The organism is Salinispora tropica CNB-440 (genome assembly GCF_000016425.1).
Lineage (GTDB): Bacteria > Actinomycetota > Actinomycetes > Mycobacteriales > Micromonosporaceae > Micromonospora > Micromonospora tropica.
This window is the reverse complement of sequence record NC_009380.1, coordinates 3,682,769-3,694,862: the sequence shown is the minus strand read 5'-3', so window position 1 is coordinate 3,694,862 and position 12,094 is coordinate 3,682,769. Positions and strand designations below refer to the sequence as shown.

10 protein-coding genes are annotated in these 12,094 nt (G+C 71.7%); 7 read left to right on the top strand and 3 right to left on the bottom strand.

Going from position 1 to position 12,094, the window contains the following annotated elements:
* Positions 1-145: 145 nt before the first annotated feature.
* The 3 genes from STROP_RS16145 to STROP_RS16135 are packed head-to-tail and all read right to left on the bottom strand — an operon-like array spanning position 146 to position 2,896.
* Entirely contained in the window at positions 146-940 is a 795-nt protein-coding gene (locus STROP_RS16145) for a TVP38/TMEM64 family protein (RefSeq protein ID WP_012014435.1), read from the bottom strand.
* Positions 937-1,659 (bottom strand): type 1 glutamine amidotransferase, encoded by a 723-nt coding sequence (locus tag STROP_RS16140; protein WP_012014434.1) that lies wholly within the window; start codon positions 1,657-1,659, stop codon positions 937-939. The genes STROP_RS16145 and STROP_RS16140 overlap by 4 nt, the downstream gene beginning before the upstream one ends.
* Complete coding sequence (locus tag STROP_RS16135) at positions 1,649-2,896, bottom strand: MurT ligase domain-containing protein (RefSeq protein WP_012014433.1); 1,248 nt, start codon at positions 2,894-2,896, stop codon at positions 1,649-1,651. Before STROP_RS16135 ends, STROP_RS16140 begins: the two co-directional genes overlap by 11 nt.
* 351 nt (positions 2,897-3,247) lie before the next feature.
* Between STROP_RS16135 and mraZ the strand changes: the two genes are divergently transcribed.
* The 7 genes from mraZ (at position 3,248) to mraY (ending at position 11,900) form a co-directional block, all read left to right on the top strand.
* On the top strand, positions 3,248-3,676 hold the full coding sequence (mraZ, locus tag STROP_RS16130; protein ID WP_012014432.1) for a division/cell wall cluster transcriptional repressor MraZ: 429 nt from the start codon (positions 3,248-3,250) through the stop codon (positions 3,674-3,676).
* A gap of 203 nt (positions 3,677-3,879) precedes the next feature.
* Positions 3,880-4,995 carry a 16S rRNA (cytosine(1402)-N(4))-methyltransferase RsmH gene (rsmH, locus tag STROP_RS16125; protein WP_012014431.1) on the top strand — a complete coding sequence of 372 codons (1,116 nt, stop codon included), beginning with the start codon at positions 3,880-3,882 and terminating at the stop codon, positions 4,993-4,995.
* A complete protein-coding gene (gene ftsL, locus STROP_RS16120; RefSeq protein ID WP_012014430.1) occupies positions 4,985-5,578 on the top strand; it encodes a cell division protein FtsL in 594 nt (197 codons plus the stop codon). The genes rsmH and ftsL overlap by 11 nt, the downstream gene beginning before the upstream one ends.
* Before the next feature lie 2 nt (positions 5,579-5,580).
* Positions 5,581-7,731, top strand: coding sequence for a peptidoglycan D,D-transpeptidase FtsI family protein (locus STROP_RS16115; RefSeq protein ID WP_012014429.1), 2,151 nt, complete (start codon positions 5,581-5,583; stop codon positions 7,729-7,731).
* A 91-nt stretch (positions 7,732-7,822) separates the two neighbouring features.
* Positions 7,823-9,367 carry a UDP-N-acetylmuramoyl-L-alanyl-D-glutamate--2,6-diaminopimelate ligase gene (locus STROP_RS16110; RefSeq protein ID WP_012014428.1) on the top strand — a complete coding sequence of 515 codons (1,545 nt, stop codon included), beginning with the start codon at positions 7,823-7,825 and terminating at the stop codon, positions 9,365-9,367.
* Positions 9,364-10,779 carry a UDP-N-acetylmuramoyl-tripeptide--D-alanyl-D-alanine ligase gene (locus STROP_RS16105; RefSeq protein ID WP_012014427.1) on the top strand — a complete coding sequence of 472 codons (1,416 nt, stop codon included), beginning with the start codon at positions 9,364-9,366 and terminating at the stop codon, positions 10,777-10,779. The genes STROP_RS16110 and STROP_RS16105 overlap by 4 nt, the downstream gene beginning before the upstream one ends.
* On the top strand, positions 10,776-11,900 hold the full coding sequence (gene mraY, locus STROP_RS16100; RefSeq protein ID WP_012014426.1) for a phospho-N-acetylmuramoyl-pentapeptide-transferase: 1,125 nt from the start codon (positions 10,776-10,778) through the stop codon (positions 11,898-11,900). The genes STROP_RS16105 and mraY overlap by 4 nt, the downstream gene beginning before the upstream one ends.
* Positions 11,901-12,094: the final 194 nt, after the last annotated feature.

The window sequence follows — 12,094 nt, the reverse complement described above, 5'->3', positions numbered from 1 at the left end:
TCATGGAGTTGTGGTGCCCGGGTCGGCGCCAGCCCGGTCCGGGGTGCGCCGACCCCACCACAACTCCATGATCGATGTGGTGCTGCTCCGGCACCCGTGGCGCGGCTGGTCGTCAGGCTCGACGCCGCGACCGGGATGTGCCTGGTCAGCGCCGGCTACGATTCCGCCCGAGGATGCGTGCCCCACTGGCCCGCTCGACGCGCCACCAGCGGTGGATGAGCACCGCGCTGGCGACCAGGCCGAGCCCGGCGGGGGCGGCGGCGAACCAGTTGACCTCGCCGGGCGAGGTGACCGCGGCGCCGACGGCGGCGTATCCGAAGGCGGTCGGCGCGGAGGCGACGACGCTGCCGACGAGGAACGGAAGCATCCGTGCACCGGTGGTGCCGTAGCCGTAGCTGACCAGGCCGAAGCCGGCGATCGGCAGCAGCCGTACGGTCACGACACCGAGCACGTTCTGCCGGGTGAACCAGCCGTCCAGCCGGGCGAGGCGACCGCGAATCCGTTCGGCGACGAAATCTCGACCGAGAAACCGGCCGACGGCGAAGCCGATGGCGGCTGCCAGCAGTGCCGCGCCGAGTGCGTACGCGGCCCCCTCCACGGCGCCGAAGAGGGCACCGGCGGCCAGGGTGATGAAGGTGCGGGGGACCAGCGCAACGAGCAGGAGCGCGCCGCCACCGATCGCGGTGACGGGGGCGTACCCGCCCAGCCGGTCGGCCAGGTGGGGCAGGGCGGTCGGGTCCGGGCGGGGAGTTACGAGCAGCGCCACCCCGAACGCGGCGAGCAGGAGCAGCAACAGGCCGAATCGGCCGGCCGCCGGGTCCTGCCCCCGCCACCAGCGGGGCTGGACAGCGGGGGGTTCCTGGCGGGCGGGGCGGTGGGGGGTGCCCGGATCGTGGTGGCCGCCGCGGGGGGTGGTGTCGCGGCGGCCGTCGTGGGTCACGGTCGGGCGGCGGCGGCCACTGCGGCGTGGCGCTCGGCGCGGAGCCGTTCCGACCAGGTGTCGTCCAGCGGGGGGAGCTGGTTGACGCCGACCGCCCAGCGCAGCAGCAGATCGGCCAGGGCCGGGTTACGAGCCAGGGCTGGTCCGTGCGAGTAGGTGCCGAGCAGCTTGCCCCGCCAGGCCCCTTCGGTCCGGGTGTCGTTGCCGATTCCGGCGGTCAACTGGGCCAGCGGCGACACCTCGGAGCCGAGGCGGGTACGCCCACCGTGGTTCTCGAAGCCGGACAGGGGCGGCAGCCCCAGCCGTGGGTCGATGGTGCCGGCCAGTTCGCCGATGGCGCGGGTGGGGCCCCGGTCGGAGGAGAGGTCCAGCAGTTCCAGGCCGGCGTACTTGGTGCCCTTGGCGAAGAACGAGGAGCCGAGGAGCTGGTAGCCGGCGCAGACGCCGAACACCACCGAGCCCTGTGCGACGGCGCGGTGTAGGCCGCCGTCGGCGATGAGCCGCTGCGCGCCGAGCGCCTGGGGACCGTCTTCGCCGCCGCCGACCAGATAGATGTCGGCGGTAGCGGGCAGTGGTTGGTCGGAGCGGACCTCCAGCACCTCGACCGGGTAGCCGCGCCGCTGGGCGCGGCTGGCCAGGATGAGTGCGTTGCCCCGGTCACCGTAGGTGGAGAGCAGATCCGGGTAGACCCAGACGATGCGCAGGCTGTCAGAGAACACGGTCCAACTCCGCTCGGATGTCCTGGAACGCGGTGTAGTTCGCGATGACCTCCAGTCGGCCCGGCGGGACCGACTGGATCGCCTCGGTGAACGTACGCACGTGCTGGAACGGCACGTTGTTCACGTCGAGTCGGACGGCCAGGTCGAACGCTCGGTCGCCGGTGATGAGCACCTGCCGACCCTGCAGGGGGCTGAAGTCGACGTCAAAGAGCCAGGAGGTGTCCAGCCCGTCCGGGTCGCGCGCGTTGATGGACAGCAGCGTCGGCGCCTCGTCGGCCATGTCGAACGCCTCCAGCCAGCTGGCCGGGTTCTTCGCCAGCAGCAGGCGGATCAGCCGCCCGTCTCGCTCGACCTGTGCGTACCGGCCGGCGATCGAGGTGACTGAGCCGAGCTTGAGCACGGCGTCAACCGGTCGTACGCCGAACTCGGCCGCGACGGCGAGGGCGGTGGCGGCGTTGCCGAGATTGACCGTGCCCGGGAGTTGGAGCTGGACCTTGTGCCAGGCGCCGGTCGGGTCCATCACGCCGTCGTCCTCGACGGACCACTGCGGCTGTGGCCGGCGCAGCGGGCAGCCGGTGCACCACCACTGGTTGTCCTGCCGGGCGATGGTCGAACCGCACTCGGGGCAGACCCAGGAGTCGTCGTGCCAGCGTTGGCCAGCGCTGAACCAGACGACCTGGGGCGGGGTGATGCGCTGGTCGTGATTGGTCGGCGGGCTGGCGGCCCAGACCACCATCGGATCGTCTGCGTTGGCGATGACCCGCAGCTCGGGGTGGCGGATCAACGCCGCGCGCCAGAGCTGCGCCATCATGGCGACCTCCCGGGCCCGGTCCAGCTGGTCGCGGGAGAGGTTGAGGAGCGCCACCACGTGGGCGTCCGTGGCGTCCAGCACCTGCGCGAGATAGTGCTCGTCCACCTCGAGCACCGCGTACGGGGTGCTGCCGGCCTTGGCGAGCGCCGAGGTGTGCCCGGTGGGCATGTTCGCGCCGAAGGAGTTGGTGGCGACCTTGCCGAGTACGCCGACCGCGGCGGTGGCGAGTCGGGTGGTCGTGGTCTTGCCATTGGTGCCGGAGACCAGGGCGATGGCGCGGCCCGCGGCGAGGTGCGCGAGTAGCTCCGGGTCGATCTTGAGACCGATCCAACCGCCGATGACCGAGCCGTCCCCGCGGCCCGCGGCCCGCGACAGGGCCGCGGCGGTCCGCGACACAGAGCTGGCCACCTTCGCCCGTAGGGGCATTCTCGCGTCCGTCACGCGAGCGAGGTTACTCCACCCGGGGGCTCCCCAGATCGCTGCTGGCGCTGAACGCTTCGGCTCACTGCCCGATGCGGTCGGGTGGATCGGGGGTGGGAGTGGATTTGATCTATGTCGGACGGTGGGTGCTTTCCGGGGCGGTGTCGCCCTCCACTCCGCTCCACCCGCTTTGACGTGCGGTTTTGGCGGGGTGGCAACCGCGCCACGCGGGCGATTCTGGTTGCGGGTGGAGGGAAGTGGAGTAGAGTGGGGCCCGATGGTGCGGCCGGGAGGGCCCACCGGCCCGGGGGTTGGCGGCGCCGCGAACGTCGCGTGAAGGGCGAGGGGGTTTGGGCCGTGTTCCTCGGCACCCACACTCCGCGTCTGGACGATAAGGGCCGGCTGATCCTTCCGGCGAAGTTCCGGGATGAGCTGGCGGGGGGTGTCGTGATCACCAAAGGGCAGGAGCGGTGCCTCTATGTCTTCCCGACGCCGGAGTTCCAGCACATCGCGGATCAGCTGCGCGCGCAGCCGATGACGCACAAGGCGGCCCGGGCCTACAGCCGGGTCTTCTTCGCCAGCGCCCACGACGAGGTCCCCGACAAACAGGGGCGGGTGACCATTCCGGGTCACCTGCGGGAGTACGCCGCGCTCGACCGGGACCTGGTGGTGATCGGTGCGCACACCCGGGTGGAGATCTGGGACCGGGTCGCCTGGGAGAGCTACCTCGCCGAGAGCGAAGACGAATTCGCTGACATCGAGGAGGGGGTGCTGCCCGGTCTGTAGGCGCGACGGCGCCTGGCGTACTGCGAGATCTCCAGCCGCTTTCGAGTTCCTGGCATCCCTTCCCCGGTGCCAGGCGCGCGATCCGATCGGGGGGCCGTTGCCGGAAGGCGGGCGGGAGCGGATGGGGATCTGGCAGTACGACGGCGGGCGTCGCCCAACGGCAGCACGGCAGGACAGACGGGACGGAACCAGTGGGGGGCGACATGGGGGAGCTTCGCGGCGCGCACGTGCCGGTGCTGCTTGAACGCTGTCTCGAGCTGCTGTCGCCCGCGCTGGACCGGACGGGGCAGACGGGTCGGACGGTCTATGTCGACGCCACGCTGGGGCTGGGCGGGCACGCCGAGGCGATACTGACAGCGCATCCGCGGACCATGCTGGTGGGGCTGGACCGGGACACCGAGGCGCTGGCGCACGCCCGCGTACGACTGGCCCGCTTCGCTGACCGGGTCCACCTGGAGCACGCCGTCTACGACGAGCTGCCCGACGTGCTCGATCGAATCGGCCATCCGGTCGTGGACGGAATCCTGTTCGACCTCGGGGTCTCCTCGTTGCAGCTCGACGCGCCCGACCGCGGGTTCGCCTACGCGCAGGACGCCCCGTTGGACATGCGGATGGACCAGAGCCGGGGAGTGACCGCCGAAGAGGTGGTCAACTCCTACTCGCATCCGGAGCTGGCCCGGGTGCTGCGGGTCTACGGCGAGGAGAAGTTCGCGTCGCGGATCGCCTCTGCAATCGTTCGGGAGCGGGACCGGGCCCCGATCACCTCGTCGGCGCAGCTGGCCGAGCTGGTCCGGCAGGCCATTCCCGCGCCAGCCCGACGCACTGGTGGTCATCCGGCGAAGAGAACCTTTCAGGCGCTACGGATTGAAGTGAACCGAGAGCTGGCGGCGCTGGAGACGGCGCTTCCGGCAGCCCTCGACCGGCTCGCGATCGAGGGCCGGATGGTGGTCCTGTCCTACCACTCGTTGGAGGACCGGCTCACCAAGGTGGCGCTTGCGGACCGGGTTCGCAGCAAGGGCCCGATCGACCTCCCGGTCGAGCTGCCCGGGACCGGCCCGACCTTCCGGCTACTCAGTCGGGGGGCGGAGCTGCCGGGCGAGGCGGAGGTCGCGGTGAACCCACGAGCCGCCTCGGTTCGGCTGCGGGCCGCCGAACGGCTCGACCCGACCCAGCAGCAGCGTCAGCGTACCGACCGCGAACGGTACCGGCGGCAGGTTCGAGCGATGCACCAACCGGGGACGGGGTCGGCCGTGCGGCGGCCGGTCTCGGGGGATGACGGGACAGGGACGGATGAAGAGGGGGAGGGACATGACGATTGATAAGCGCGAGCGCCGGAACGGGGCCGGCGGCGGGCAGCGCACACCGCGGTCGGGGGGCCGGATCGCGGCGGAGCGAGCCACGCGCGCCGGCACACAGACGCTGCCGGCGGGGCGGCCGGGGGAGACCCGCGCGCGGGGTACGCGTGCGTTCCCGACCCAGGGCACCGCGGCGCTGCGCCCGAGCGCGCGGACTGTCGGCACCCGAACGACCCGGCTGCGGGTGGCGCCACCGGCACCAGTGTCGGTGCCGCGCGCACCGTTCGCCTCGTTGGTCGTGGTGCTGGTGGTCGGTGGGGTGCTCGGCATCCTGTTGGTCAACACCAAGATTAACGAGAACGCGTTTCGGCTGAATCAGCTCCGGCAGCAGCAGCACACCCTCAACCTGGAGCAGCAGCAGCTGAACCAACAGATCACCGAGGCGAAGGCGCCGGGCAACCTGCTCGAAGCCGCTCGCAAGCTTGGTCTCGTCGAGGCTGGCGAGCCGGGATACATCCAGCTTCCCGACGGCGGCGCGGCCATTGACGTGCCGCAGCCGGGCAGCGGGCCATCGTCGGGGGTCGGCCAGCCGGGTACCGGGGGGTAGTCGTGCCGCCGAGATCGGAGGAGCCGCGCCGGGGCACCACGGGGTCTCGGCGCGGCCCGTCCCGCGCCGACAGTTCAGCCGATCCGCGCCCGGCCGATTCCGGTGGTGGCATCTCCGGTGCCCGGGCCTACACCCCCCGCGGCCGCAGCATCGGCGAGCGGCGGCTGGGGGACGCCCGCGCGGGGCGCGCCGAACCGCGTCGGACACCGCGGGGAGAACGCAGTCGCTCCGGTGACCCGTTCCGCCCGGCACTCCAGGTGCTCAGCGGTGGGCAGTCCGGTGCTGCCCGGCAGGGCAACCCGCCGCGTCGCACCTCCGTGGTGCGCACCGTACCGCGGCGCGCGCCGTCGGCGGATCCACCGCCACGGCGACGCCCGCCGCGCCCGACATCAGCTCGGCCGACGCGACGCCGCCGGCTGCGGCCACCCCGGCTGGCCGACCCCGGCCGTCGGCTGCGGCTCGGCACCGCGCTGGTGCTGACCCTGTTCACCGTCATCGGTATCCGGCTCGTCGTGCTGCAGGTCGTCGAGAATCCGGACTACGCCGGCGCCGGGCTCCTCGACCGGCTGAAAACCGTGGTGCTGCCGGCGCCCCGTGGCTCGATCTACGACCGGGACGGCGAGGTGCTGGCGCACAGCATCGAGACCCGGTATGTCTTCGCCGACCCGACCCAGATCGACGACCCGGAGGCCACCGCGCAGGCGCTCTCCGAGCCGCTCGGCATCCCGGCGTCGGAGCTCGCCGACCAGATGCGGAAACGCAACCAGTCCAACGGCGACGAACTGGAGTTCACCTACCTCAAGCGGGGGGTGGACGTGGACCTGGCTCAGCAGATCATGGACCTCGAGCTGGAGGGTATTGGCAGCCATCGAGATGAGCGACGGGAGGTCCCCGGTGGTGACCTGGCCGCCAACCTGATCGGCATCACCAGTCAAGAAATGGTCGGCCTGGAAGGGCTCGAGGCCGGCTATGACAAGGTGCTCGCCGGCAAGGACGGCCAGCAACGCTACGAGGCGGGGTGGGGCGCGCACATCCCCGGTGGCTTCAGCGAGACGACCGAGGCGAAGCCGGGTAGCTCGCTGTGCCTCACCATCGACCGGGACCTGCAATACGTGGTGCAGGCCAAGCTGGCCGAGGCGATGGCGGCGGTCAACGGCTCGACCGCCACGGCGGTCGTCCTGGAGGTGGGCACCAGCGAGGTGCTGGCCCAGGCCTCCTACCCCACCTACGACGTCGCGAACTGGCAGGACAGCGACCCGGCCGACCGGGACGACGTGGCGACCGGATTCGTGGTCGAGCCGGGGTCGGTGCACAAGGCGATCACGTTCGGCGCCGCCCTTCAGGAAGGCGTCATCACCCCGGACACCACGCTGCCCGTCCCGAACAGCATCCGTCTGGGCGGCACCACGTTCGCCGACACCAGCCGGGCGGACGGTCGACGGATGAGCCTGGCGGGGATGATGGCGTACTCGTCCAACGTCGGCACCATCGCCATCGCCGACCAGCTTGGTCCGGACCGGCTCATCGACTACCAGAAGCGGTTCGGGCTCGGTGAGCCGACCGGGGTCGGGCTGCTCGGCGAGGCGAGTGGCGCGCTGTTGCCCGCCGACGAGTGGAGTGCGTCGTCGCGGGGGTCGGTGCCGATCGGGCACAGCGTGGACGCCACCGCCATCCAGATGGCCGCCGCGTACGCGACCATCGCCAACGACGGCACGTACGTCGCGCCGCGGCTGGTGAAGGAGGTCATCGGGCCGCAGGGCGAGCGGACAACGCCGGAGGCGCCGACGACTCGGGAGGTGTTGACCCCGGAGACCGCCGCCGAGCTGCGCACCATCCTGGAGGCGGTGACAACCGTCGATGGAGCGACCGGGCTGACCGCAGCCGTTCCCGGCTACCGGGTGGCGGGGAAGAGCGGCACCGGCGCGCGGCTGGTCGACGGGCGGAAGCAGCCCGGCGAGGTGGCGGCGTTCATCGGGATGGCCCCGGCGGAGAAGCCCCGTTACGTCATCGCTGTCTTCGCGCACACTCCCGGCGGTGGGGGCGGCGACATCGCCGCACCGGTGTTCGCCGACATGATGCGGTTCACTCTGCAGCACTATCGGGTGCCGCCGTCGAAGGTCCCGCCGCCCAACTTTGACGTCTTTCCCCGCTGACCAGCGTAGACGGGACATCATCGGTGCGTGCCGACGAACCACCGGGGCGGCTGTGTGGCCAGAACCGGACGACCGGGTAGGGTCTGACGCCGTGTCCGGCAATCCTCGCCCTCGTAGCGTGACCGGAATCCGGCTCGGTAACCTCGCCGCTCGGCTCGCCGCCGAGTCCGGTGCGGACGCCGTTGACCTTCGGCCCGGTCCAACGGAACCGACAGTCACCGGGGTGACGCACGCCAGCCAGGAGGTCCGCCCCGGTGACCTGTACGCGGCCCTGCCCGGTGCCCGGCGGCACGGCGCCGAGTTCGTCTCGGCCGCGGCCCGAGCCGGTGCGGTGGCCGTGCTGACCGATCCGGATGGCGCGGCGGCGACCGCGGAAGTCGATCTTCCCATGCTGGTGGTGCCGGACCCGCGGGCGGTACTGGGTGACCTCGCCAGTGTGGTGTACGGCGATCCGACCGCCGGGTTGACGGTGATCGGGGTGACCGGAACCGCGGGCAAGACCTCCACGGCGTACCTGGTCGAGTCGGGGCTGCGAGCGGCCGGGCACACCACCGGTCTGATCGGCACCGTGGAGACCCGGCTCGGTGATCTGGTGGTCGACAGCGTCCGGACCACCCCCGAGGCGACCGACCTGCACGCCATGCTCGCCGCTGCCCGAGAGCGCGGCGTCACCGCCGTGGTCATGGAGGTGTCCAGCCACGCGCTGGCCATGGGGCGGGTCGGTGGCGTCCGGTTCACCGTCGGCGGCTATACCAACTTCGGCTCCGACCACCTCGACTTCCACGCCGACTCCGTGGACTACTTCGCCGCCAAGGCGAAGCTCTTCGACGGCCGCTGCGAGGTGGAGGTGCTCAACCACGACGACCCGGCGCTGCTTCCGTTGCATCGACCCGCCACCGTCACCTACTCCGCGGCCGGCGACGGCGCCGCCACCTGGTGGGCCGACGAGGCCGGTGGCGAGGGGTACGCGCAGCGCTTCACCCTGCACGGCCCGGACGGGCTGACCCTGCCCGCCGGGGTGGCCCTACCCGGTCGGCACAACGTCGCCAACGCGCTGCTCGCCGTCGCCGTACTGGTGGCGGCCGGGGTGGCGCCGCGGACCGCCGTCGCGGGGGTGGCCGACTGCGGCGGCGTTCCCGGTCGGCTGGAGCTGGTGCCGTCCCCCGGCCCGGTGCGCGGCGTCGTCGACTACGCGCACAAGACCGATGCGATCGTTGCCGCGCTGGCCGCCCTGCGGGAGTTCAGCACCGGGCGGCTCATCTGCCTACTCGGCGCCGGCGGCGACCGGGACCGGGGCAAGCGGCCCCTGATGGGTGTCGCCGCCGCGGAGGGCGCGGACGTGGTGCTGGTGACCGACGACAACCCGCGGACCGAGGATCCCGCCGACATCCGTGCCGAGGTGCTCGCCGGCGTGCGTCGGGCCGACACCGAGGCGCAGGTCCTGGAGGTACCCGGTCGGCGTGCGGCCATCGCGGAGGCGGTCCAGCTCGCTGCGCCCGGGGACGTGGTGGCGCTGTTGGGCAAGGGGCACGAGCAGGGGCAGGAGGTTGGCGGGCAGGTGCATCCCTTCGACGATCGCACCGAGCTGGCCGCCGCGCTGCGGGCCCGCTTCGGCGACCGGCCGGGGCAGTCGTGATCCCGCTGAGCCTGGCCGAGGTGGCGGCAGCGGTCAACGGCCAGTTGGTCGCCGCCGACCCGAGCGTCGCGGTCACCGGCTCGGTCGAGTTCGACTCCCGCAAGGTTGGCCCGGGCGGGCTCTTCGTCGCCTTCCCCGGGGAACGGGTGGATGGCCACGACTACGCCGAAGGGGCGATCCGGGCGGGTGCGGTGGCGGTGCTCGGCACCCGGGTGGTGGCCGGCGTGCCGATGGTGCTGGTAGACGACGCCCAGGTGGCGCTGGGGCGACTGGCCCGCGCGGTGGTGGACCGGCTGCCCGATCTGACCGTCGTCGGCCTCACCGGTTCCTCCGGCAAGACCAGCACCAAGGACGTGATCGCTGCCCTCACCGCTCGACTCGGGCCGACGGTCGCCCCGCCCGGGTCGTTCAACAACGAGCTGGGGCACCCCTACACGGCGCTCCAGGCCGATCCGGAGACCCGCTACCTCGTGTTGGAGAAGGGTGCCCGAGGGGTGGGGCACGTCAGCTACCTCTGCGAGGTGGTACCGCCGCAGATCTCCGTGGTGCTGAACGTGGGGGTGGCCCACATCGGTGAGTTCGGTTCCCGAGAGACCATCGCCCTGGCGAAGGGGGAGCTGGTGGCGGCGCTGCCGGCGGAGGGGCTGGCCGTTCTCAACGCCGACGATGACCTTGTCGCCGCGATGGCGACGCGAACCCGGGCGCGGGTGGTCCGGTACGGCGAGGCGGCCGAGGCGGACGTGCGGGCCGTTGACGTGGTGCTGGACGAGCGGGGCCGGCCGTCGTTCACGCTGGTGACTCCGGAGGGGCGCGCGCCGGTGCGGCTCGGGCTGACCGGCCGGCACCAGGTGTCCAACTCGCTCGCCGCCGCCGCGGTGGCCCGGGAACTGGGGATGCCGGTGACCGAGCTGGCGACCGCCCTGGGTGAGCTCGGGCTGGTCTCGAGTCGTCGGATGGACGTCTTCGAGCGTGTTGACGGGGTCACCGTCATCGACGACTCGTACAACGCCAACCCTGCCTCGATGGCCGCTGCCCTGCGGGCGCTGGCCGGGTTCAGGCGGCGGCGCACCATCGCGGTGCTCGGGTACATGGCCGAACTGGGGCCGTACGAGCAGGACGGGCATGTCGAGGTCGGGCGACTTGCCGCGGAACTGGGGGTGGACCGCCTGCTCGTGGTGGGCGAGGCGGCGGCCCCGATCCATGAGGGCGCAACATCGGTACGTGACTGGGAAGGAGAATCGGTGCAGCTCACCGATCAGGCGGGCGCCGTCGAGGTGCTGCGGGGAGACCTGCGGCCCGGTGACGTCGTCCTGGTGAAGGGCTCGCGGTACCGCACGTGGGAGGTGGCGGACGCGCTGCGCGCCGACGCCGTGGCCGACCGGGGTGCGGGAGCGGACGGTGGCCTGGCATGAGGGCAGTCATCGTCGCGGTCGGGGTAGCCTTCCTGGTCTCGCTGTTCTGTACACCGATCGCGATCAAAGTCTTCACCCGGTTGAAGGCCGGCCAGCCCATCCGGGCCGAGGGCCCGGTGATGCACCAGGGTAAGAAGGGCACACCGACGATGGGCGGGGTGGTCTTCATCCTGGCCACCGTTATCGCGTACGTCGCCGGTCACCTGGCCCTGACCACACTGCCGGACGCGCAGATCGCTCAGGTCGAACCGACCATCACGGCGCTGGTGCTGCTGGGGCTGATGGTCTTCTCCGGCGCGGTGGGCTTCATCGACGACTTCCTGAAGGTCCGCAAGCGGCACAGCGGTGGCCTCAACAAGCGGGGCAAGCTGCTCGGCCAGATCCTGGTCGGGGCGGTGTTCGGGGTGATCGCGCTCTACTTCCCGAGCACCATGACCGACTCTCAGGGCACGTTGACCAACACCGAGACGGTCGGCAGCACGACGTTGAGTTTCATCCGGGACATCCCCGCGCTGGAGCTCACCAAGGTCGGCGCGGTCGTCCTCTTCATCTTCGTGGTGATGGCGGCCACCAACGGCGTCAACCTCACCGACGGTCTGGACGGCCTGGCCACCGGCGCCTCGGTGATGGTGCTCGCGGCGTACGCGCTGATCGCCTTCTGGCAGTACCGGCACTGGTGCGCCGACCCGAACTACACCCAGGAGTACTGCTACGCGGTTCGGGACCCACTGGAGGTCGCGCTGATCGCCGGGGCGGCGGCCGGAGCCTGTGTCGGGTTCCTGTGGTGGAACACGTCCCCGGCCCGGATCTTCATGGGCGACACCGGGGCGCTCGGCCTGGGGGGTCTGATCGCCGGTATGGCGATGTCGACCCGGACGATCCTGCTGCTGCCGATCATCGGCGGACTCTTCGTCATCATCACGATGTCCGTGGTGATCCAGATCATCTCCTTCCGGACCACCGGCAAGCGGGTCTTCCGGATGTCACCGTTGCAGCACCACTTCGAGCTCGCCGGCTGGAGCGAGGTCAACATCGTGGTGCGGTTCTGGATCATCGCCGGCATCGGTGTGGCAATCGCCCTGGGCCTGTTCTACAGCGAGTTCCTCGCCCGCGTCGGTTGACCGGGGCGAGTCCTCGACACGCCGAGGAGCCGGTTGCGGAGGCCACGGCCTCCCCCACCCGCGATGATGGGCGGGTGGGGGAGGGACCAGATAACGAGGACAGCCCGGGGGCGGGACGACGCCCGCCGCCGGGGGGTACGCGTACCGTCGGGGTTCCTCCGGTGGCGCGGCCACCGGAGGAACCCCCCGACGGC